Here is a 22,844-nt window from a genome sequence, read left to right on the forward strand (position 1 = left end):
CCCAGAGGAACCAAAATTTCAACACTCCCGGAAGTCAAGGTAATCAAAATCTCAACACTCCTGGAACAACTGGAGGAAATCAAAATTTCAACACTCCTGGAACCCAGAGGAACCAAAATTTCAACACTCCCGGAAGTCAAGGTAATCAAAATCTCAACACTCCTGGAACAACTGGAGGAAATCAAAATTTCAACACCCCTGGAACCCAGAGGAACCAAAATTTCAACACTCCTGGAACAACTGGAGGAAATCAAAATCTCAACACTCCTGGAACAACTGGAGGAAATCAAAATCTCAACACTCCCGGAACCCAGGATAATCAAAATATCGACACTACCGGAACTGAGGGAAATTCAGGTGTCAATAACACAACAGGCGGACAAAATTCCGGTCGTGGTGTTAGAGCACTGTGGTAAATTAGCATCATATTTGTCGTAGATGCTCAGAAAGCAAGAAGCCAAAGATAGTGCCTACAACACCTTGAAGGACTGAAGTGTTGAGTACCAATAGTCTGCTTTTTCCGATTATCGAGAATACTCCTGATATCTAATAGTGAAACTCAATTGTTTATCAGGAGTATTTTTTGCTAATAACACTGGCAATTAATATTTAACAATAATAAATTTTTGGCGGGCTTAATTACTAAGCATTTATTTCAAAAAACAAATCATGAAAAGTTTAAAAAGCTCAGGCATTATAGCTTTTTTAATTTATACTTTTGGGCTTTACTACAGCCCTCAAATATCCTTAGCTTCCCAGCAAAAAATTTCCTCTAATTTGCTACAGAGATTAGTTAATCAACAAAATAATAACGATGATTTAATTAGTCAACCTACTCGCTTAGAAATTAGTCTGAGTCGCCGTCAAGTAAGTGTGTATCGAGGAAAAAACCGAGTTAAAAGTTATAAGATTGCAGTAGGTCGCCAAGGCTGGGAAACTCCAACTGGCAATTTCCAAGTAGTTGAAATGTTAAAAAATCCTATTTGGATACATCCTTTTACAGGTAAATCTATCCCAGGAGGCGACCCTGAAAATCCTCTCGGTCATTACTGGATTGGATTTTGGACAAATGGAAAGAATTGGATTGGCTTTCACGGTACTCCGAATCCTGAATCAGTAGGTAAAGCAGCTTCACACGGCTGTATTCGCATGTACAACAAGGATATTCAAAAATTATTCTATGAGGTAAGTATTGGAACCCCAGTTACTGTAGTCAAGTAAGGAGATGGGCATAAATAGTACATCGCCGGACTTAGCCATTCTTGATTGGATGCATTGACAGCCACAGCATATGAGACTTTTTAACTCAGAGATTCAATTAAATTTAGAACCCGTTCTTTAACTTCATCTCGAACACGGCGAAATGTGGCAATAGATTCTCCTTTTGGATCGTCAAGTTGCCAATCTTCAAACACTTCTCTTAACACCCACTCTTCGGGTAAATTAACACCACAACCGCATAAAGATATCACTGCATCGTAATCTTCAGGATGGAAATTACTTAAAGGCTTAGAACTCTGATTACTGATATCAATGCCAATTTCTGACATGACTTCAACAGTAATTGGATCTACTTTGCTAGCTGCCAAACCAGAACTAGAGACTGCAATTTTGCCTTCTCCTAATATTTTCGCAAAGCCCTCTGCCATTTGGGAGCGGCGGGAATTATGCTTGCAAATAAACATTACTCGTTTCATGATGTTTTTGGGTAATTAATCATGCGATCGCCTTGGCGCTGCGCTCCGCGCAATCGCGCTCAGGTGAATTCTTGATTTTTTCTATCTTTGTTCGGCATTAATTGAAGTTTCGGGCGGAAGACCGCCCGAATTTTTCTTTACGCACAACACGGTTTTTTCAAAGTTGGTGCTACTTCTTTGCTGGGTGCTGTGTCTGCCACCTTCACTACAAATACTTCCCATTTATTACCATTTGGATCTGTTACCCACACTTTGTCTTGCAAAGCGTAGCAACAATCAGTATTTTCTTCGGTGAATAATGCTAATCCAGCCTCAGTAAAGCGTCTGATAGCTGCTTGTACTTCTTCTGTGCTTTCCACCTGTACACCCAAATGAGACAATGCGCCACCAGTCTGCACACTAGCAGCTAGGTTGAGTGTCAAGTTTAACGCTGGGTTGGAAATATCAAACTTAGCGTAGTCAGCCTTATATTTCATAGGTTCTAAACCAAACATCGCGCGATAAAATGCTACTGACTTGTCAATTTCGGTAACATTCAAAGCCACATGAGTTTTCAAAACTGCCATAACATTTGCTCCTTGTAGAATTTAATAATTAATCATAAAGAACGTCGTGGTACATGGATTTACTCCCAATAATTAATACAGCGCGGATCTCGTAGTGTTGCCTTTTCCGGTTCTCGTGGAAACCAAGCCGCAGTTCGTTTACAGAACTCAACCAGCATCAACATTACTGGAACTTCGATTAAAACTCCTACCACCGTGGCCAGTGCAGCGCCAGAATTTAAGCCAAACAGCATCACAGCAGTGGCAATAGCAACTTCAAAGTGATTGCTGGCTCCGATTAATGCTGCGGGTGCGGCGTCTTCATACGATAAATTGAGTTTCAACGCTGCTACATAACTAATCAAAAAAATGAAATTAGTTTGAATGAATAGCGGTACAGCTATTAATAAGATATGTAAGGGATTGTTGACTATCAACTCACCCTTAAACGCAAATAGCAAGACTAAAGTAATCAGCAAGGCACTAATAGCAACAGGACTGAGATACTTTAAAAATCGCTTTTCAAACCACTCTCTACCTTTGTGTTTGAAAATCCAATAACGACTGTACATTCCTGCTAATAAGGGCAACCCTACATAAATTAGCACCGAAAAAACAATCGTTTGCCAGGGTACAGTTAAATCATTTGCTGCTAGTAGCCACCTTCCCAAAGGTGCGTACAAAAACAGCATTGTTAAAGAATTAACTGATACCATCACCAAGGTGTGACCTTGATTACCGTAAGAAAGATATCCCCACAGCAGCACCATTGCTGTACAAGGAGCAATTCCCAGTAAAATTGTCCCAGCAATGTACGAATTTGTTAGTGCTACTTCGCTACCACGAATTAATTCAGTACCTGTAATTAATGGGCAAAATAACCATCCCAAAAAAAACTGGGCAAATACTACCATTGTGAATGGTTTAATTAGCCAGTTTACCACCAAGGTGAGAAGCACTGGTTTAGGAGCGCGGATAGCATTTGCAGCTTGAGTAAAGTCAATCTTGACCATGATGGGGTACATCATGAAAAACAGACACATTGCAATAGGGATTGATACTTGATATACGCTGATCGAATCTAGGGTTACCGCTATTCCTGGAAATAATCTCCCCAGTACAATTCCTATGAAGATGCACAAAAAAACCCAAACGGTGAGATATCTTTCAAAAAAGCTTAGGTTGCTCCCAGCTTGCATTGGAGCTTTATTGGCCTGTGGATTGATACTCATCGCTTTAAACCTAAAAGTAATAGTTAATCAATCTCCATCTCCGGCTTTCCAGGCGATCGCTTTGCTTGGTTGCGGATTGGGTAACTTTAACGAAATGACTGCTGCTGCTAGTACAAAGAACATGGATGCCCACAAACAACCCACCAACCCGTAAAGCTGGTAGATTAAACCCGACAAGACAGTACCTACCAATCGACCACCAGAGTTAGCCATATAGTAGAAACCCACATTCAGCGCTACCTTGTCATCATCGGTAAATGCCAACACTAAATAAGAGTGAACTGCTGAGTTAAAGGCAAATACCACGCCAAAAATCAGGAGTCCACCAACGATCGCAATATTGGCAGGTACACCTAATTGAAGAGCAAGGGCGATCGCGCCTGGAACGACTGTTAAGGTAAATGTCCAAAACTGGATAGTCTTTGATTGCGGCGGACGACCAGAGCCAAGTCGCTGGATCAGTGTCGGTGCTAAAGACTGAATAATGCCGTAGCCAATTACCCAACACGCCAAAAATCCACCAACTTGATAAAACGACCAGCCTAAAGGCCCCCGCAAAAATACTGGCAATCCCACTACAAACCAGACATCACGGGAACCAAAGAGAAAGAATCGAGCAGCTGAGAGTATGTTAATTTCTTGGCTCTTAGAAAATAGTTGGCTAAACTTGACTTTCTTCTTGATTTTGCCCATTCCTTTGGGCAGCATTAGCCCAGTGAACATAATCAAGAACAGTCCCACTGCCATAATCCACAGAGAATTAACGAAGCCAACTAAACCTAGAAGTGCGCTACCAACAAAGAAGCCAACTCCTTTGAGAGCATTCTTAGAACCAGTCAGTACTGCTACCCACTTGAACAAAGAAGATTGGGCATCCTGGGGCACTACCAACCGAATCGCACTCTTAGAACTCATCTTGGTCAGGTCTTTAGCAATCCCAGAAAATGCCTGAGCCACCATTACATAAAGGACTGCAATCCACTGTACCCAGCTGGGATTGAGGCATGAGAGCATCACCAGAGAGAAAATCTGTAGTCCGATGCCAGTATAAAGCGTCACCTTAAGCCCCAGCTGAGAGCCAATCCAACCGCCTAAGAAGTTCGTAATTACCCCAAAGACTTCGTAGAACAGAAATAGAAAGGCAATTTGTAGTGGGGTATAGCCAATTTTGTTGAAGTAGAGCAGCACCAGCATTCGCAGGGCCCCATCGGTAATGGTAAAACCCCAATAGGCGAGGGTGACCAAGATATAGTTCTTGAAATTGGCGCGAGAAGCTGTAGTAGAAGTCATGAGAAAATTGGGGGCTGGGAACTGGGGATTGGGGATTGGTAAAGAATTTTTTTGCTTACTAATAATCAATGCCCAATCACTTTGAATCCTTCAAACTCAAAGCGACCTTACGGGCTAGTTCAACCATGCGGTTGGCGTAGCCCCATTCGTTGTCATACCAAGCCAGTACTTTTACTTGCGTCTGGTCTACTACCATTGTGGAGAGGGCATCAATGATAGAAGACCGAGGATCGTCTTTATAGTCGATAGATACCAAAGGCCGTTCTTCATAGCCTAAAATACCTTTGAGCGGTGCGCGCTCAGAAGCAGCTTTTAACAAGCTATTAATCTCTTCGACAGTTGTTGGTCGCACAACTTCAAATACACAGTCTGTCAAAGAAGCATTGAGTAGTGGAACCCGCACTGCTAGACCATTAAGTTTGCCGTTGAGTTCGGGATAAATTAGTCCTATAGCTGTTGCTGATCCAGTTGATGTTGGAATCAAAGACAAGCTGGTAGCTCGTGCCCGACGCAGATCCTTATGAGGAGCATCGACGATAGTTTGAGTATTAGTGTTGTCATGGATTGTTGTAATTACCCCATGCTTAATGCCTAACCCTTCATGAATCACCTTGACAACAGGAGCTAAACAGTTGGTAGTGCAGGAGGCAGCGGTTAGAAGATGATGTTGCTCAGGCTCGTAAAGGTGGTCGTTGACTCCCATAACGATATTTAACGCTCCTTCCTTGACTGGAGCAGCTACAATTACCTTCTGCACTCCTCGCTTGAAATAGGGGTCAAGGGTGGCGGTCGTTCTAAATTTGCCGGAGCATTCTAGTACTAAATCAATACCTAAATCTTCCCAAGGAATTTCACCAGGTTGGGAATACTCGCTAAAGCTTAGAGGTGTACCATCAATAAGGATGCCATCGCCCTGTGCTTCTACTTCTGGTTCCCATCGCCCGTGTACAGAATCGAACTTGAGTAAATGAGCCGCCGCGACTGCTCCACCTTTTATTTCGTTGATATGGACAAACTCTAGTTCCGGCCAACCCCAAGCAGCCCGCAGAGCTAGCCGTCCAATCCTACCAAATCCGTTGATTCCAACACGTATTCTCATCAAATTTCCTACTGCTATTTAAATGGACAGCATTTCAAAGGGATTGGGAAAAATCCTGCCTTCCAGCACCCAACCCCCTAGATCCCTAAAACTTTGCTTGTTTGCGTAATAACTCACCAATCGTCAGGTTCAACTCAGCTTCTCCCTCAAACACTGTTCCTACTTTGCCTTTGTTGAAGTGAACATAATCGAGGTTGTAAGCTTCATCTGGTAAAGGGACATAGCCTACAGAAGTTGCTGTGGTTGGTGCATTCTTGAGGTAGAAATCTAAAAAATCTTTTACTGCTGGTTTCTTTTGTGAATACTCGAAATTAGCGTAGATAAATAAAGGTCGGGATAGTGGCTGATATTGTGCTTTTTCTACTGTTTCCCGTGATGGCAACACAGCACCTTTGCCGTTGTTGACTGCAACAGCTTTTAATTTACCTTGGTTTTCTTCATAATAAGAGTATCCAAAATAACCTAAAGCATTTGGGTCTTTACTAATACCTTGGACTAAAACATTATCATCTTCGCTAGCTGTGTAGTCGTTACGGCTAGCTCTGACTTTTCCTACAGTTGCCTCTGTAAAGTAATCAAAAGTACCTGATTTTTTACCAGCACCATATAAATTTAGGGGGCGATCGGGCCAAGATGCACGCACTTGGTTCCATCGAGTGATTTTCCCTTCAGCAGCGGGTTCCCAAATCTTCTTTAATTCAGCTACGGTAATATCTTTCGCCCAATTGTTTTGCGGATGAACGGCGATAGTTAGCGCATCAAAAGCAATCGGTAACTCGAAGTACCTCACACCATTTTGATTACAAGCTTCCATCTCTTGTTTTAAAATTGGTCGAGAGGCATTGGTTATATCAGTTTCTCCAGCACAGAATTTTTCAAAGCCGCCACTAGTACCGGAAATGTTCAGTTGAACTTGGGCGTTATTTTTGGAGGTTGTTTGAAATTCTTTCGCGATCGCCTGTGTAATTGGATGTACAGTACTCGAACCGTCAATCTTAATTCTGGCAATCGTTTGAGGATTGCTTACTTGGCTTACTTTCTGCTGTGACTGAGTTTGATTATCGATATTAGATGTAGTCGAGCAACTACTTGCTAATGCACATATCCCTAGAGCAAGAGCCAATTTTTTCGCTTTTGCCTGCATTGACCTCACCACCGTGGGTTGTATTTAAAGCTATATGTCTATCATTTCAAAAAAAATTGATATGTCAATGACAAACATCGCTCTATATACAAAAATTCATCAAAAAAACTTGATGTATTAGGAAGGCTTATTGCAGGTACGCGCAGGCAATATCTGGCTGAAGCGGCTGTAATCAGCTAAATATTTCTCTAAGGCAACGAATTGAGAGATATTGAGGCTGTAATAAATCCAGCGTCCTTCTTGACGAGAATTAACTAAGCCAGCTTCCTTGAGGGTTTTGAGGTGAAATGACAGCTTTGACTGAGTTACCCCCAAAGCGTCGCACAAGTCACACACACATAATTCTTGCTGTCGCAGTAGTTCCAGCACACTAATCCTTATGGGGTCAGAAAGGGCATGAAAGCCTGCGACAATTAAATGGGGGATGGCAGCAGAGGGGGTTAGCATCAATTTGATTTTTTCAAGTTTGCTATCTTTATTCTGAACCAGAGATTACAGCTTCGGCTTGATAGCGGATACCGGCTTGTTTAAATCTCTGCAAAGCTTCACCCAGGCGATCGCACTCTGCAATCAAACTAATCCGCGCATATCCTTCGCCTGCAACTCCAAAGGCATTACCTGGAGTCACTACAACACCAGTTTGCTGCAATACATTCAAGGCAAAATCCGTTGAACTAACCCCAACAGGACATTTCACCCAAAGATACATTGTCGCCTTCGTTTTAGGGATATCCCAACCTAATTCTCCTAATCCTTGAATGAGGAAATCGCGGCGGGTGCGGTAACGTTGTTGAACTTCATGTAAATATACATCTGGTAGTTGCAAAGCGGTTTCGGCGGCTGTTTGCAAGGCAGCAAAAATGCCGTAATCCAAGTTCGTTTTCAGGGTGCGTAAACCTTGAATTACATGGCGGTTACCTACCACAAACCCCACACGCCAGCCTGCCATATTATAAGTTTTGGATAAGGTGTGAAACTCTACACCAATATCTTTCGCACCGGGAATTTCTAACAAGCTAGTCGGTTGATAACCATCAAAAGCTAACTCGGCATAACACAAGTCATGCACCAAAAGAATTTCATATTTACGGGCGAAGGCAACGATTTCTTCAAAAAATTCGCGGGGTGCAGTGGCAGCAGTCGGATTGCTGGGATAATTGAAATAAAGTATTTTGGCTTTTTCGGCAACCTCGTCAGGAATAGCCGCTAAATCAATTAACCAGTCATTTTCTGGTTTGAGAATTAAGCTATAAACTTGCCCCCCAGCAATTACCGGGCCGCGAAAATGGGCAGGATAAGCGGGAGAAGGTACAAGAACTAAATCACCAGGGTTAATGTAGGCGATCGCGAGGTGCGCTAATCCCTCTTTAGAACCGAGTAGCGGCAAAGCTTCACTATCGGGATCGAGAACGACACCATAACGGCGATTGTACCAATTTGTGATAGCACGGCGAAAACTAGCAGTGCCTTCAAAAGGAGGATAACCGTGATTTGCCGGATTTTGCAAAGCCTTGATTGCTGCTTCTACCACTGGTTGTGGTGTTGCGCCATCGGGGTTTCCCATGCCCAAATCTATTAAATCCAGCCCTTGTTCCCTTGCTTTCGCCTTGAGTTCATCTAGACGGGCAAACACATAAGGTGGCAACTTCTGTATACGTTCTGCTGGTACAATCCAATCCAAACTCATTCCTCAACCTCGTCACTTATTCCCCTTGATGAGACGCGATTTGTCGTGTCTCGACTATCTATTGGTGCAGTGGTAGAAACCATCGCGGCCATTAACTGTTCCACCGCCACTTTAAAGGGTAGCCGATGGATGTCAGAATTAGGAGATAAAGCAATTTCAGCGGCTGTTTGCAGTTCACTGAGTGTAATATTGCCCAATCCCAAATCGCTTAATTTTTGCGGCAGTCCAATCTCTGCATAGAACTTCAGCAACTGTTGTCTAGATGCCGCAGCTAGTTGATTGCCTTGTACCATTTCTTCTAAACGCAGCTGCACCAAGATACCATAAGCGACTTTTGCACCATGAATACTGCCATGTCCCGCAATGTGAGTTAAACCATTATGTATGGCATGGGCGGCAACAGTACGACATTGGGCCCCTCCGAGTCCACCAATTACTCCAGCCATTAAAACTGTGGCGTCTACGACTTCTCGCCAAACCTCAGTACCTGGTTCTTTGAGGGCATCTACTGACTTTTGCAATAAGATATCGCGCAAAACTCGTGCTTGTTGCACTGCGGCAATGATTAGAGTTTGTTGCGAATGGCCGCTACTGACTGAGGCTTCGTACCATTTGGCGATCGCATCTCCAATTCCCGCCACTAATGTATGTTGCGGTGCAGTTTGAATTAAGTCGTAATCGAGTATGAGTAAATCGGGACAGCGAGACAGTGCCACATCATAAAGAAACGCCCCATGCTCAGAATACACATTTGAGAGGGCAGACCAAGCTGCACAGGTAGCTGCTGAGGTGGGAATTGTCACCACTGGCAACTGTAATTGATGTGCGACTAACTTAGCTGTATCGAGTGCTTTGCCACCACCAACACCGATAATGAGATCAGCTTTATGTTCTTTTGCTGCCTTACGTAAAGATTTCAGGCTAGCTTCACAGCAATCTGCACCATAGGAGGCTTGGGCTATCTGCAACTGCCGTTTTTCTAAAATTGGTTGCAAATCTTGGCTAATTGCAACAGTGCTATTACCTACTACAATTAACGGGCGATTTCCTAAATGCGCGATCGCTTCTGATGCCGTCTGCAACACGCTAGAACCACGTATTACCTTTGTTGGGGCGATCGTGAGAGTTAATAAAGAACTAGGGGTTTGAGTAGACAAGGTTTGAGTAGTAAATTGATTGGGCATATAACTAGTTTGCCAAAACCTTGATATTTCTTAATAAAATTAAATGTGTGGCTTGGAATTCTCCTTTAAGTATGGATTGCAGATGCTGATAAGCTAGGCTGATTGCTACTATCAGGAATCTACATAACTCAGCTAAGTTTGAGTTGGGCAATAAAATCAACTAAGCCTTTCGCTGACTGGTTGAGCAGTTTGGCAGCATGGCTTAAAGTCTATAGCGTTCATTAGTTTTAAATTCCGAACTATCAATTTTTGAATAAAAGTATAATTACTTAACAATACCACTCCCAGATAATCAGGAAAAGTGCTTGGACATTCGGGTTTGGGGCTTAGGAAGAACCATTGATTTCTCCTGCCACCATTACCCATTACCAACAAGCTGATTAACTTTTGCTAATTACTGGAATCGCTAAATTAATATCTTAATCTAAAAAAATAATTATTGTATACTGAAACACAAAAAAAAATGTGTTTCACTGGTAACAGGCAAATTATCTTCACTTTGCAGGAATATACTGAGTGAACTACCCAACATTAAAGACATTACCTAACACTCGCTAGAGCGATCGCAATTGCTGTTTCGGGAGTCGCCAAAATAGCTTTTGAGACAGCAATTACTATTTCGGCGATTACTTTACTTTCAAGACAGTCGCTACGAAAGCGGCGATCGCACTGAAAACTTGCTATTTCAATGGGCATGGGGCATTAACCCGGATTTCTCACCACATCTCTCAAAGCCTGCGCTTGTGCAGGGGAGAGTTATTGTATAAGACGCGATTAATCGCGTCTGTACTTTCCCCTCTGCCCCCTGCCTCCTCTGCCTTATTTTCAAGACAGGGGAAGCTTTTATTATTCAATCGACATCGCTATCACCAATCTTGATAATTTGAGAAGTTTTATTTGCCGATTTTAAAGACAATTGTTCATAGATTTGGCTGGGAGGAGTTCTTAAATTCCAAACGATTCCAAGCCATGCAAGTAGCTTCAGAATGTAATGAGTAACATCTATTTCCCACCAGTAGAATCCTTGCCGTTCTGAAGCTGGATAGTAATGATGATTATTATGCCAACCTTCACCTAGAGTAATTAGAGCTAAAAACCAATTGTTGCGACTAGTATCTGTTGTGTTAAAGCGACGATATCCAAAGATATGGGCAAGAGAATTAATTGTAAAAGTCGAGTGATAAAGTAGTAAAGTACTAAAAAAGAATCCCCAGACAAGCATCTGTAAGCCAGTGGTTTTTAGCTGAGGAATATAGTGCTGCAACAGTAGCCCAATTGCAGCCAAGGTGACGGCTAGTACAATAGGCACAACCATGTGAAAACGGTTTAACCATTGCAACTCTGGATATTGTGCAAAATCACGGACGTTCCTTTCATCTGTTTTGGAATATTCAGGACACATCACCCAGCCAATGTGCGACCACCATAAACCATGAACAATAGGTGAATGAATATCCTGTTTTGTATCTGCGTAGCGATGGTGATGACGATGATGTGCTGCCCACCATAGTGGCCCTAATTGGGCTGAAGAATTGCCTAGAACAGCAAGAATAAACTGAAACCAACGCGTTGTTTTATAAGTGCGATGTGAAAAATAACGATGGTATCCTGCTGTCACTCCAAACATTCGGATAAACCAGAGTGCAAAGCATGTAATTAGCGCCGCCCAACTAAAGCCTACCCAAAAAATTAACAGGCTGCCAATATGAATAGATATAAAAGGAATATTACCTAATATATCTATTTTATATTCTTGTCTAGATAACATAGAGAACCTCAAAAGACATAACTGACCATAGAATTTAGCCATCAAGTGCAGATAACCATGCAACGATAGATGGGGTACTTCTAAAGCATGAAAGAGCGGTGCTTGAAATTAGCCCTTGGCAAACGTTGAAAATGTATAAGATAAGTTCATCATATTTGAATGTGTTACAAAAATATATAAAATTAAGATTACTTCAGAATATTTGTCATTCAAAGTCCTTTACTCATAACATATAAGCCCAAAAGTCAATATTCATCAGGTGTTTAGAGAAGAGATTCCATAAATTCGCTCCTAATTTTCAGTGTGAATAACTTTTGCAATGGTTAAATTTCGATAGAATTAGAGTACATTCCTTGGCGTATGTATAGCTTCACCCAAGCGGAAGATTAACAGCATAAGAAAAGCTAGAAAATCCTTTGTGCTTATAAAAGTTTATGCACACAAGTGCAGATGGACTGGTGCAGTTGATGAAGCAACAAATTAATGCACTAGTAGCCCAAGACCCTTATATATAGGAGTTTCTGCCCTGGGCAAGCCAAAAATCTTGGATGATATAAAGCCCAACGACCTGGGCTAAAAACTTTACAGCCTGCAAAGAAGGCGTACCATTTTATAAATGAGTTCAATCGGCAGTGTCGGTTCCCGTGCCGTCGAACTGGCGTTAGCGAGGAACGAACGTTACCCGGAGGGTGACGGCGGTATTTGGGGATAATGAGGAGTCTGCTCCCTTATTCGCCAACAGCATAGTTCTAGGGTGTCGGATTTTAGCGGAGGAAATAAACGTGAGACATCACGAAAATAATTCGTGATGTCTCACGTTCAGTAGACCGACATTTTAAACGGTGGGCTTTGGCAACTGAGCAAATTTTTCTGGGTAAATTTCCACAGTCATCTCGGAGTCTTCACGATTACCTAGCGATCGCTTGACTTGTCCTAAATATACTGGTATGGAAACTCCTGGTTCTGGGTGAATGAGGGTACGGGCACGAATCGTCATATAGTTTTCGCTGCGCGAACCTAAGCGGCCATAAGAGTATAAATTACTAGCCGCTTGACGTAAAGTAGCTTCTAATGTTGAAGGTGTAGTCTGGGGTGGGATAGTAATTACTGCTTGTGTTGAACCATTGTCATAAACTAGAGTGAACCGCACCGCGCCCGGAATCACAGTACGACTCAAGGGTACTAAAGAGAGCGCAAATAATCCACTTGTCAACACCAGCATAAAGCCAGTTGCACCCACCAGCCGAAAACGGAGGCCCCATTTAAGAATAAAAGCGAGAACTGTCAAGGCGGCAAATACCAACGTGGCAATACCCGACCATTGGGTGTATTGAAGAAAGTCAGCTGTTGTGAGCATAAGGTTGGCTACTGAGGCGTCTTTTATTGATTACAGACAAACCTATTCTACCGAGTGCTTACACCGTAGGGATTACTGTTGTGATCAATCAGACGCAGACGAACAAAGAAATCACCATTGGGAAGTTCATGTGGTTATAGCTTGAAAACACGCCCTAACTTATACCGCCACTTCCTAATCACTCGTTTTATGTTTTTTCTTATAATTTTGTTAAGTAAATTAAATTTAGCAGTCCATCGCCGGATATGATCAATTGCGGGTTTTGCAACTGAAAGTTATTGAATTTTTTAAGACCATTGGGAGGAAACAATGTTTGAAGCCCTAGCCAATATCAATTGGGAAGTTATTTTTCAACTACTATTCGTTGGACTAATTGTACTTGCTGGCCCTGCTGTAATTTTTGTACTGGCATTTCGCAACGGTAACCTGTAATAGTGCTGAGTGCTGAGTAAAGAGTCACCGAAGTTTGCCCGGAGGGAGACCCCCCTTGCAACTTCTCGCTGAGTAAAGAGTGAAAAGTGTTGAGTTAAAGAAAATTATAAAATTACAAACTCAAACTTAGTAACTGAAAACTCAGGACTCAAAACTCAGGACTCAGAATTAAAAACTCAGGACTCAGGACTCAGGACTGATAAAGCTTTAAGAGCAGCTTGGATAATGCTGTCATACTGTGGTTGACATACATCAACCTTTTGAGCATCGTCACGGCTATTGCCTAGTAAACCAATTGTATGTCCTGGCTGCATAGCTAAAACTTTGCCTTCAGGATTTTTAATTCTTAATTCTGGTAATGAACCCTGGCGATAAATACCACAAGTGTAGTGGCGCTGCTTGTACTCAAAGGTGGTTGTTATGGGCTTAGATGGTGCGGCGACAAACAGGTGAGACTGGGTTGGTAGCCTGACGCCGATTAATTCCATTTCGATGCTGGTGTTACCATTAAAGTGATTTTCGCGCAGCTTGTAGGCAACATCCACCCGTGACGGTAGGGGGAAGTAGTCGCGCCAACGCCAAGCGATCGCCTTAATTTGATACTGTTGATGATCGATAGTTTGGGCAAGTGTGAGTTTGATGTGACCCTTGCCGACTATCTGTTGCTCAATCACTTGGACATTGGGTGTCCAAAACGCCGGATCGGGGTTATCGATACCGCAAGGATGCAGAGCATTTAGCTGTTGATAAAGCTGGTGATTAATTTCATTGAAATTAACTTGAGTATCAATTTTCAATAGTGGCTTGAGGTGTTGGGGTTCAAGACACTCATTGGCAAACTCAATCAAACGCGATCGCAATGCCGATAGATTCGGTGCTGGTAAAGAAAATCCCCCAGCTGCTTTATGTCCACCAAATTTGCCTAGCAAATCGTGACAAGCTTCCAAAGCTTCAAATACATTAAACTCAGGAATTCCCCGTGCTGAACCGCGAATGTGTTCCTCATCTTCATAAGTGCCGATAAACACAGGGACACCATAACGTTCTACCAAGCGCGAAGCGACAATCCCAATCACACCGTGATGCCAATTCGGTTGAACAACAACTAATACCCGGTCTTCCTGGAGTGAGGTGATAAATTCAGTTTCAACATAAGCGATCGCTTCTTGCTCTATTTGCTCACACATCTGCTGGCGCTGTTGGTTAACAGATTCGCACTGCATTGCTCTCTCCAGCGCAATCCCCATATCATCTGTAGTTAATAATTCAATTACAGTCTGGGGGTCACCAATTCGACCAATAGCATTAATGCGTGGGCCTAGCCGAAATCCAATATCCTCTGGCTTCAAGGATTTTGGATTTTGCGAAAAGTTGTAAGGAGGGTTTCCAACGCCAGTCGCGCATGGGGGAAACCCCCAAGACTGCGCTGGCTCCTCCGTAGCAAACTTTTCAAGACGGATTTTAGATTTTAGATTGCTCCCCTCCTCCCCTTGTCCCCTTATCCCCTTGTCCCCTTGTCCTTCTCCCCTTGCCTGTACACCAGCTATCTGAATCAAAGCTTGGATTCCAGGTAAGTTAGATTTGGGTAAAAGCTGTAAACCACGTTTTACCCAGCGGCGGTTAACACCGATTAAGGGAGCTAAATCTGCGATCGTTCCTAGTGTAAATAAAGCTAACATCGGCTGGATTAAGCCTTTAGTTTCTCCTAGCTGTTGTGCCAGAGACACCGCCAGGATATAAGCTACACCAACACCAGCAACACCCCGATAAGGCGAGGATTCTGCTATCAATTTTGGGTTAAGAATAGCATTCGCTGGGGGCAACTTTTGAGGGATGTCATGATGATCGGTAACAATTACCTTTAAACCGAGTTCTCTTGCTCTGGCAATTGGTTCAACTGCTGAGATGCCATTATCTACAGTTAAAATTAAGCGGACACCTTCGCTATAGAATTCTTCAACTATTCTTTTATTAATGCCATAGCCATCGTGCATCCGGCTAGGAATAGCATAATTTACCTTTGCTCCTAAAGCGCGGAGACTACGCAACAGTAAAGCGGTGCTAGTCATCCCATCAGCATCGTAGTCACCACAGATGGCAATTTTTTCTTCAGAAGCGATCGCCTCTTGCAGCAATTCCACACTAGTTGCCAGATCCGGGAATTCTTCTAAGGGCGATGGTAATATTAAAGATTCTGGATTTAAAAATGTTTGTGCTGCTTCTGGGGTTTCAATACCACGGTTAATCAACAGCTGGCTAACAATGGGCGAGACATTATTTTCTACAGCCAGCTTTTGGGCAAATTCTATGTTTTGCGGATAAATTTGCCAGCGTTGATTGGGTAAGCGCCTACGAGATTTTGAAGTTTCGACGATAGCTATATCTAGCACAACAGGAGTTATGAGTTATGAGTTTAAAAAAATTTTTCCTAACTCATAACTCATAGCTTAAACTGATAACTTTTGCTAGCTTTTAATACACATTTACATGACCGTCATTGAGAATGTAAAGAGAGCGATCGCCTGGATAACGGTTGCCAGGACGGATTTCTAAGCGTAACGTACCAAAGTTGGGTTTAGAAACAATTGCTTGGAGCGGCGCTCCCATTTCATCCCAGAATATAAGTGAAAGATTTGGCTCGTTAGGATTTCCCTGCTCAATTTGAAATTCTTGCCCAGGTTGCAGGGGAATAGGCTTAGTTCCTTGCAGTTTTTCTAAATTAACTAACCCAGATGTGTTATTTATAACTTGCAATCGGATAGCCCTTCCAGGTGTAAACTGAATTGGGCGTGGGCCACACTGAGAGGCACAAGTTCCAGCAAGCGTAGTGCTAGGGTGATTAGTTGATGCCAATAAAACAGTAGTGGCAGCTAAGACAACTGGCAGAAATTTAGACATAATACCCAGCGTAAATACTTAACTAAAATCCTAACTTACTGGTATACTGTCACACCTCAGCAGATTTTCCAGAATTAGAGATGTAAAAGGGACTGGGGATTAGGGATTGGGGATTGGGTAATCAGCGGAAAAATTATGGCAACTTGACTGGGAAGAATAATTGTATGTATAAATACTAAGTATATTTAAAATTTTCATAGATGAGCAATAACAAGCTGCAACTACAAATGGATATATTATTTAAGCTGCTACTGTGGTCTAGTATCGTTGCAGCGATCGTCTATTGTGCCTTATGTCTGTTTCTTTTTGTCCAGCAACCTCGATTTATTTTTTTTCCAACTAGCGTTATTGAAACAACACCAGAGTTTTTTAATCTTCCTTATGAGGAAGTTTGGTTACCAGTAACAGTGCGATCGCGTAAAACGGAACGCATCCACGGTTGGTGGATCAAAGCCAAGCAACCCAACGCCAAAGTGTTGTTGTATCTGCATGGTAACGGTCTTAACATTGGTGCAAATATTGCCCATGCCAGTCGATTTTATCAATTAGGATTTTCAGTTTTGCTAATTGATTATCGGGGTTACGGTCGCAGTGAAGGCACTTTTCCTAATGAAATGAAAGTTTATCAGGATGCAGCCACGGCTTGGAATTACCTCGTACAGCAACTAAAAATTCCACCCAACCACATTTATATTTATGGGCACTCTTTGGGAGGTGCAGTAGCTATTGATTTGGCAGTCAAACATTCAGATGCTGCCGGACTAATCGTGGAAAACTCTTTTACCTCCATCCAAGAGGTTGTAGCTTATCGGAACTTGTTTTGGATGTTCCCCGTCAATTTAATTCTGACACAACGCTTTGAATCAATTAAAAAAATATCAAAGTTGAAAATGCCAGTTTTACTCATTCACGGCACTGCTGATTTAACTGTGCCGTTTTTCATGAGCCAAAAACTGTATGCAGCTGCTCCCGAACCAAAAAAGCTGATTTTGGTTCCAGAAGCAGGACATAACGATGTAGCAGATTTAACTGGCGAACAATATCTGCAATGGATAAATGATTTTGTCCAGCAAGCCCCTGTTGGCAAGTAATAAAATGTTCATTAGAAATTAATAAACTGGAAAATTGACACATAATAATCCGGATATAACAAAAATATAGTAGAAGCAATTATACAGGTGAGACTACTCTTTGCTTAAGTATTGGAAGGGGCTGATATCATGGCTATGACACCTGTGTACTTGTTAAAAACTCCTGGTAATTCTACTATTGAAATTTCTCAAGATGAACTGCGATCGCTGCTAGGTAAAATCGAAGCTGAATTGCATCGTAGTAAAGCTTATCGCCGTGCTTTGGCAACCTTACAAAAGTTGTTAGGTTCTTCATCTGAACAAGCCAATATTTTATTTAAAGCTGTCAGTAGAGAAGCAATTGGTTTAACCTGTCAGCAATTTATGAAACAGCATCAGCAAGATGAAAATATTAACCCACAGATAGATGCTGCTAATATCTCTTCTCCTATCAAACAAGAAGAATTAAGCACAAGCGTTCAATCGCATATACAAGAACCTGTTGTTAATACTAGTGATAAAAATTTATCACCATCTAATGTAGTCGCAGCATCCGTAAAAACAAACCGTATCGAATCTGAATCTCCAGCAGCATCATGGATGAAGTGGCTGAATCATCATAAACCCCAATCAAACATTGAACTGAACAAGCTAACACCAGACGAAGAGCGCTTAATAAGTTTGCGTCAAATCGGTCAACAACTCCGACAAGCTCGTGAGTTGAAAAGATTTTCACTTGAACAACTTCAAGCTTATACTCGAATACCAATTCATCATATAGAAGCATTAGAAAATGGCAACTTAGAGTTATTGCCAGAAGATGTATTTGTGCGTGGTTTTATCCGCATTATGGGGAATACCTTGGAGCTAAATGGTACAGCTTTAGCTGCTTCATTACCTCAAGATGAGCCAGTGAAATCAGTTTTGCCCTCTTGCTCTCAGTCGAAAAAAGCTGCTGGTGGGTCGGGAATTGAAATCCGCCCTATGCATTTATATGTCGGATATACAGCCCTTGTTGCTGGAGCGGTGGGAGGACTATCTTTGTTATCTCAACAAGCTAACGCCAACAAAGCGCTGCATTCTGATGTGGATAGTCACCCCTCTTCTTCCTTATCTCAGTCAACCCAGAAGACTGAAGCAACTACTAAACCAGGAATCAAGTCTAGTAGTAATACTGTCATTGTCGGGCCTGATATTTCCCCACCAGAAGCACTTTAATCAACGTACAAATCAAATTTATCAATTTATTTCGGCGATCGCTCTTTTGCAAAGATTGTAGATGAGCGATCGCACTTTACTTTAAATACTATTCACAATGTTAATAGGGTATAAAATAGCAGTAAGTTAAGGGCCTTAACTTACTGCAATATAAAACTAAAATGTTCTAATTTATACTCTAAACTAAAAACTTCATAGCATGGATATAACTCTAAAACTATAAAAAATATTATTTACTGTGTAAAGCTTGTGTAAACTATATTAGCTTATTTGAGGCTTTATCTCAGTACAATTATTGTGAACCTGTCGTAAAATTACTGAGTTCTTGTTGACGCGATCAAATTTAATTAATACTTTACTTTATATGTAGGATTTGAAAAAATTCCTCGTGCAATTTTTTTTATCCGCATGGTCTGTTCTACGTGATTTTAGGGAGAGAAATGAATCGTTTATGAAAAAAATACTTGCGACCTTAGTAGGTTCTTCCATGTTGGCTGCTGGTATCCTGACAGTATCAGCACCAGCCAAGGCAGGCACCTTTGCTTGTCCTACCAGTCCTATCAACACTACTGCGAAAGTAACAGGCACCTTTGGATGCGAAATCAGTAACACCGCTAATCAGGATTTTCTGAATACTAATCCTTCGACGGTTAATGCTGAAGGCTTCTTCGGTATCAATAACTGGGTATTCGGTGGCAAAATTGGTCAAAATGCTGGTTATAACGGCTCTGGCTCAGGGCAATCTGGAACTTGGAATATATCCAGCGCCATCCAATCCACCTGGGATGATATCATGCTGGTCTTTAAGTCTGGTCAAGGCACTACACTTGTAGGTTACTTGCTTAACGATGGAGTAACGTCTGGAACCTGGTCATCTCCATTTACAGAACCTCCATTTAATTTTCCAGGCAATGGGCCAAAGGATGTATCTCATATCAGCGTCTACTACAAGACAGGAACATCACAACCTGTACCTGTACCAGAACCAGCTACTTTAGTAGGTTTAGGTTTGGTAGGAGGAGCAATGGCTTTATCCCGCCGTCGCAATGTTAGCAAGACTGCTTAGTGCGACATCTTCCAGCATTTGCGATTAGCCTTAGTTACTACCTTTACGGGGTACTAAAGAGAACGTAACTATTGCAGGAAGAAAGTTGTAGGAGGCGACCAAAAAAGTAGGGTTGTCTTACTTGACAACCCCATAATTAAAAATGCTGCTTACATCCTATCAAAGTTAGGCTTGGTTTCCCTTTTCCATCTGGATGGGGAAACTTACTTTTTTGGTGTTGCATAAATGCGGGATGAATTAAAATTTTTGCCCAAGGCTAAGATTTAATTATTCGCGCCTTTGCGACGCCAGTTGCTACCCTGCGGGAAGCTACCCTCTGGGTGTCTACAAGTCGGGAAAGCCGCCCAACGCACTGGCTTACCTTTGCGCGAAACAAAATTCATCCCATTAATCAGCAATGCCACTTTTTTAATTAACCATTGTGAAATCTCTGTAAGCCTTGCGCTTAATAAGTAGAGGCGATTGCACTTCCATCTTTCTCTATCACTGAGTTAAGAAATGTCCATAGTTGCAAATCAGTAAAATCTGGAATTGCTATAAAAGCGCCGACTTCTAACAAGACTTTGGGTTCGTGGGTAGAAGCTATACCAATAGTGGGAATACCAGCGGCTACAGCAGCACGAATTCCAGAAGGAGAGTCTTCTAAGGCGATCGCCTGTTCTGCTTGAATTTCTAACTTATCCAGGGCGGCTTGATAAGGTGCGGGGTCGGGTTTACCTGCTATACAATCTTCAGCTAAAACAAGTGTATGGAAAGCTTCTTTAATGCCCAATACATCTAACATAAATTCGGCATTTAATCTAGGAGCATTAGTGACTAATGCACGTTTTAGCTGATGTGCATCTGTCCATGTTAGTAATTCAGAAAATCCACTCAGTGGTTTTAGATGGGGTGCAAGTTCGCGGAAAAGTCCCTCTTTTTCATCTGCAAATTTTTGTCCATCTGTTGGTGATAATTGTGGCAGAATATCTTTGACAATTTCTGGGTTTAAACGGCCACTGATGCGAGATTTATAGAAACTTTCGTCAATTTCTATGCCATAATGAGCAAGCTTTTGTTGCCAAGCCTGGTAGTGTATGGGGTCAGTGTTGACAATTGTGCCATCTAGGTCAAAGAGAATTGCAGCTAGCATAATTTTTTGGTAATATGTAAAAAAATATTAACTTTAATTACACATTTTACATTGTTTTTTGTTCTTTGTAGTTGTTACGGCGTTAATTAGGACAAAGAACTATAATTAATCTGCAAAATCCTTAAAACCTATACTGAATAGGGCGTGTATGGGTTGAGAATTATTACCCTTGAATTTAGCCCAATATTGATCACTGTCTGGGTAAGCAAATGCTAGCGACCACACAATTTTTTCGTGTTGATGAGTTGATGGTGCAGATTTATAACACCGAAGCCGAAATGTCTCAAGATGTTGCAGAAATTGCACAGCAATATTTACAGAACCTGCTTCAGCAACAAGATACAGCTGCTGTATTGTTAGCAACAGGAAATTCCCAACTCAAATTTCTTGATGCTTTGATTGCTTTGGGTGGTGTTGATTGGTCGCGGATTACTTTATTTCATTTGGATGAATATTTAGGGATTTCGGCTGAACATTCTGCTAGTTTTCGGCGCTATATGCAGGAACGTGTTGAGCAGCGAGTTGATCCTCAGCAATTTCACTATATACAAGGTGATACATTGCAACCATTAGTAGAATGCGATCGCTATTCTCAACTGTTGCTAGCACAACCAATAGACTTATGCTGTCTTGGCCTTGGTGAAAATGGACATTTGGCTTTTAACGATCCAGCAGTAGCGGATTTTCAAGATCCTTACAGGGTCAAACTAGTAAAGCTGGATACAGTTAACCGACAACAACAAGTAAACACAGGTCATTTTCCCAACTTGGAAAATGTTCCACAATACGCATTTACTGTTACTTTACCATCAATTTGTTCCGCTAAAAAAATTCTTTGCCTTGCGCCAGAAAAGCGTAAGGCAAAGGCAGTGAAGGAGATGTTGCAGGGGACAATTAACCCAAAATGTCCGGCTTCTATTTTGCGTCAACAACCCCAAGCAACATTATTTCTTGATGTAAATTCTGCAAGTTTGCTAGCTTAAACTACTGAGAACTAGCCCTACTATTAACCCCAATTTTTACCTCAGACATAGACCCATCTTTGCAGGAAGAGTTAACTTTCTGTGCCGTGGGTTTATGACTAGTAACATAAGGAGAATTGTAACTATATGATCCCTGAAGCTGGAAACTAGACAAACAAGACTCTAGATAAGTACATTCCTCACACTGAAGTTCTTTACCAGGATTGGAACAGCCACAAGGGGGGTTTACAAAACATTCAGCAGGGTTTTGGGGTGTGGAAAACTTTTTAAATACAAAGTGTAAAGCCGCTTCTTGCAGACAAAAAATAAAATCTCGCACCATAATATAGAATTACCTTGTTTATCCTATTAATAACTAGCTGTAAAAGCTAGAGTAATAATCAAGGTATTCTATCCGTAGAAAAGCCACATCTATTTGCCGATATATGCCCCTGATCAATCTAGAGAGTGCTATAGATATAAAATTTAGGCTGCTGACCACTGTTTCCATTCTGTAATTACATCTTCTACCACTTTATGTGAATTTGCAGCCTCAGCTACTAGGACTTGTAGCGTAGTGGTATATACATTATTAATTATTTGGTGACTGTAACCAATCACTTTGCCTAGATGCCCAGTTTTTTGATTTAGTACATAATCCCCAATAGCAACCATAACTTTTACTCTCGCTTTTGCTAATCTTTATTTATGATGTTTCTACATTGTCCATAGGCTGTGGCGGAAGAACTTCATACTTGAAGGGTGTTTTATCTCAAACTTAGTGAATATTTTCTTGGGAGTTTATCTATAACTTTAGATATAAAACCGTAGTAGATTATACTTGTGCAGGTTTATATTTTTTATAGCTAAAGCTATCTCAAGCGGACTGAGTGAGTGATTTTAGTCCACTTGAGTAGACTTGCACTATGAACCTCTGTATTTGAGTGCAGAGGGGATGTTGGTAAGCACTAATAATTCTGCCATGCTACAAGGCTGGGTTGTTGTCTCCACCACAATGCTTGAAGTTTTCAATCTATTTGCTTTCGTGACTAAAGTCATAGTT

At 41.7% G+C, this 22,844-nt stretch carries 24 protein-coding genes and 1 pseudogene; 7 read left to right on the plus strand and 18 right to left on the minus strand.

Going from position 1 to position 22,844, the window contains the following annotated elements:
• Both AC5JL8_RS25570 and AC5JL8_RS25575 read left to right on the plus strand, forming a co-directional pair.
• A pseudogene (locus AC5JL8_RS25570) lies at window positions 1–416 on the plus strand (hypothetical protein); the annotation flags it as partial.
• Window positions 417–669: 253 nt separating this feature from the next.
• Entirely contained in the window at window positions 670–1,221 is a 552-nt protein-coding gene (locus AC5JL8_RS25575; protein ID WP_495882486.1) for a L,D-transpeptidase, read from the plus strand.
• Between the two features lie 80 nt (window positions 1,222–1,301).
• Here AC5JL8_RS25575 and arsC read toward each other — a convergent pair whose 3' ends face one another.
• The 12 genes from arsC to AC5JL8_RS25635 all read right to left on the minus strand — a co-directional run bounded on the left by arsC (window position 1,302) and on the right by AC5JL8_RS25635 (window position 13,003).
• A complete protein-coding gene (gene arsC, locus AC5JL8_RS25580; protein WP_495882487.1) occupies window positions 1,302–1,697 on the minus strand; it encodes an arsenate reductase, glutathione/glutaredoxin type in 396 nt (131 codons plus the stop codon).
• 137 nt (window positions 1,698–1,834) lie between these two features.
• Entirely contained in the window at window positions 1,835–2,263 is a 429-nt protein-coding gene (locus AC5JL8_RS25585; RefSeq protein WP_495882488.1) for an ArsI/CadI family heavy metal resistance metalloenzyme, read from the minus strand.
• Window positions 2,264–2,322: 59 nt separating this feature from the next.
• Window positions 2,323–3,474 carry an ACR3 family arsenite efflux transporter gene (gene arsB, locus AC5JL8_RS25590; protein WP_495882489.1) on the minus strand — a complete coding sequence of 384 codons (1,152 nt, stop codon included), beginning with the start codon at window positions 3,472–3,474 and terminating at the stop codon, window positions 2,323–2,325.
• Between the two features lie 27 nt (window positions 3,475–3,501).
• Window positions 3,502–4,764, minus strand: coding sequence for an organoarsenical effux MFS transporter ArsJ (gene arsJ, locus AC5JL8_RS25595; protein ID WP_495882490.1), 1,263 nt, complete (start codon window positions 4,762–4,764; stop codon window positions 3,502–3,504).
• A 76-nt stretch (window positions 4,765–4,840) separates the two neighbouring features.
• Window positions 4,841–5,863: an ArsJ-associated glyceraldehyde-3-phosphate dehydrogenase gene (locus AC5JL8_RS25600; protein ID WP_495882491.1), complete on the minus strand. Its 1,023-nt coding sequence runs from the start codon at window positions 5,861–5,863 to the stop codon at window positions 4,841–4,843.
• 85 nt (window positions 5,864–5,948) lie between these two features.
• Window positions 5,949–7,007, minus strand: a complete 1,059-nt coding sequence (locus tag AC5JL8_RS25605; RefSeq protein ID WP_495882492.1) for a PstS family phosphate ABC transporter substrate-binding protein — start codon at window positions 7,005–7,007, stop codon at window positions 5,949–5,951.
• Window positions 7,008–7,124: 117 nt separating this feature from the next.
• Window positions 7,125–7,454, minus strand: a complete 330-nt coding sequence (locus AC5JL8_RS25610; RefSeq protein ID WP_495882493.1) for an ArsR/SmtB family transcription factor — start codon at window positions 7,452–7,454, stop codon at window positions 7,125–7,127.
• Between the two features lie 28 nt (window positions 7,455–7,482).
• Complete coding sequence (locus tag AC5JL8_RS25615; RefSeq protein WP_495882494.1) at window positions 7,483–8,694, minus strand: aspartate aminotransferase; 1,212 nt, start codon at window positions 8,692–8,694, stop codon at window positions 7,483–7,485.
• Complete coding sequence (locus AC5JL8_RS25620; RefSeq protein ID WP_495882495.1) at window positions 8,691–9,878, minus strand: iron-containing alcohol dehydrogenase family protein; 1,188 nt, start codon at window positions 9,876–9,878, stop codon at window positions 8,691–8,693. The genes AC5JL8_RS25615 and AC5JL8_RS25620 overlap by 4 nt, the downstream gene beginning before the upstream one ends.
• A gap of 540 nt (window positions 9,879–10,418) precedes the next feature.
• The gene (locus AC5JL8_RS25625) at window positions 10,419–10,574 is read right to left on the minus strand and encodes a hypothetical protein (protein WP_495882496.1); all 156 of its coding nucleotides are present in this window, start codon (window positions 10,572–10,574) and stop codon (window positions 10,419–10,421) included.
• A gap of 154 nt (window positions 10,575–10,728) precedes the next feature.
• On the minus strand, window positions 10,729–11,646 hold the full coding sequence (locus tag AC5JL8_RS25630) for an acyl-CoA desaturase (RefSeq protein ID WP_495882497.1): 918 nt from the start codon (window positions 11,644–11,646) through the stop codon (window positions 10,729–10,731).
• An 835-nt stretch (window positions 11,647–12,481) separates the two neighbouring features.
• Window positions 12,482–13,003: a Ycf51 family protein gene (locus AC5JL8_RS25635; protein WP_495882498.1), complete on the minus strand. Its 522-nt coding sequence runs from the start codon at window positions 13,001–13,003 to the stop codon at window positions 12,482–12,484.
• A gap of 309 nt (window positions 13,004–13,312) precedes the next feature.
• Between AC5JL8_RS25635 and psb30 the strand changes: the two genes are divergently transcribed.
• On the plus strand, window positions 13,313–13,435 hold the full coding sequence (gene psb30, locus AC5JL8_RS25640; RefSeq protein WP_495882499.1) for a photosystem II reaction center protein Ycf12/Psb30: 123 nt from the start codon (window positions 13,313–13,315) through the stop codon (window positions 13,433–13,435).
• A gap of 176 nt (window positions 13,436–13,611) precedes the next feature.
• Here the strand turns inward: psb30 and AC5JL8_RS25645 are convergent, their stop codons facing one another.
• A complete protein-coding gene (locus AC5JL8_RS25645; protein ID WP_495882500.1) occupies window positions 13,612–15,825 on the minus strand; it encodes a single-stranded-DNA-specific exonuclease RecJ in 2,214 nt (737 codons plus the stop codon).
• A gap of 82 nt (window positions 15,826–15,907) precedes the next feature.
• Window positions 15,908–16,333, minus strand: a complete 426-nt coding sequence (locus AC5JL8_RS25650; RefSeq protein ID WP_495882501.1) for a hypothetical protein — start codon at window positions 16,331–16,333, stop codon at window positions 15,908–15,910.
• 200 nt (window positions 16,334–16,533) lie between these two features.
• On the opposite strand from AC5JL8_RS25650, the gene AC5JL8_RS25655 reads away from it, so the two are divergent.
• The 3 genes from AC5JL8_RS25655 to AC5JL8_RS25665 all read left to right on the plus strand — a co-directional run bounded on the left by AC5JL8_RS25655 (window position 16,534) and on the right by AC5JL8_RS25665 (window position 19,687).
• Window positions 16,534–17,424: an alpha/beta hydrolase gene (locus AC5JL8_RS25655; RefSeq protein ID WP_495882502.1), complete on the plus strand. Its 891-nt coding sequence runs from the start codon at window positions 16,534–16,536 to the stop codon at window positions 17,422–17,424.
• A 129-nt stretch (window positions 17,425–17,553) separates the two neighbouring features.
• Window positions 17,554–18,621: a helix-turn-helix domain-containing protein gene (locus AC5JL8_RS25660; RefSeq protein WP_495882503.1), complete on the plus strand. Its 1,068-nt coding sequence runs from the start codon at window positions 17,554–17,556 to the stop codon at window positions 18,619–18,621.
• Window positions 18,622–19,072: 451 nt separating this feature from the next.
• A complete protein-coding gene (locus AC5JL8_RS25665; protein ID WP_495882504.1) occupies window positions 19,073–19,687 on the plus strand; it encodes a PEP-CTERM sorting domain-containing protein in 615 nt (204 codons plus the stop codon).
• A gap of 263 nt (window positions 19,688–19,950) precedes the next feature.
• Here the strand turns inward: AC5JL8_RS25665 and AC5JL8_RS25670 are convergent, their stop codons facing one another.
• Together AC5JL8_RS25670 and AC5JL8_RS25675 are read right to left on the minus strand one after the other, a co-directional pair.
• Window positions 19,951–20,091, minus strand: coding sequence for a hypothetical protein (locus AC5JL8_RS25670; RefSeq protein ID WP_495882505.1), 141 nt, complete (start codon window positions 20,089–20,091; stop codon window positions 19,951–19,953).
• Between the two features lie 41 nt (window positions 20,092–20,132).
• A complete protein-coding gene (locus AC5JL8_RS25675) occupies window positions 20,133–20,819 on the minus strand; it encodes an HAD family hydrolase (RefSeq protein ID WP_495882506.1) in 687 nt (228 codons plus the stop codon).
• Window positions 20,820–21,028: 209 nt separating this feature from the next.
• On the opposite strand from AC5JL8_RS25675, the gene AC5JL8_RS25680 reads away from it, so the two are divergent.
• The gene (locus AC5JL8_RS25680; protein WP_495882507.1) at window positions 21,029–21,802 is read left to right on the plus strand and encodes a glucosamine-6-phosphate deaminase; all 774 of its coding nucleotides are present in this window, start codon (window positions 21,029–21,031) and stop codon (window positions 21,800–21,802) included.
• 465 nt (window positions 21,803–22,267) lie between these two features.
• On the opposite strand, the gene AC5JL8_RS25685 is transcribed toward AC5JL8_RS25680, so the two are convergent.
• Entirely contained in the window at window positions 22,268–22,456 is a 189-nt protein-coding gene (locus AC5JL8_RS25685; RefSeq protein ID WP_495882508.1) for a hypothetical protein, read from the minus strand.
• Between the two features lie 249 nt (window positions 22,457–22,705).
• Entirely contained in the window at window positions 22,706–22,840 is a 135-nt protein-coding gene (locus AC5JL8_RS25690; RefSeq protein WP_495882509.1) for a hypothetical protein, read from the minus strand.
• Window positions 22,841–22,844: the final 4 nt, after the last annotated feature.

It is taken from the genome of Mojavia sp., assembly GCF_059505145.1.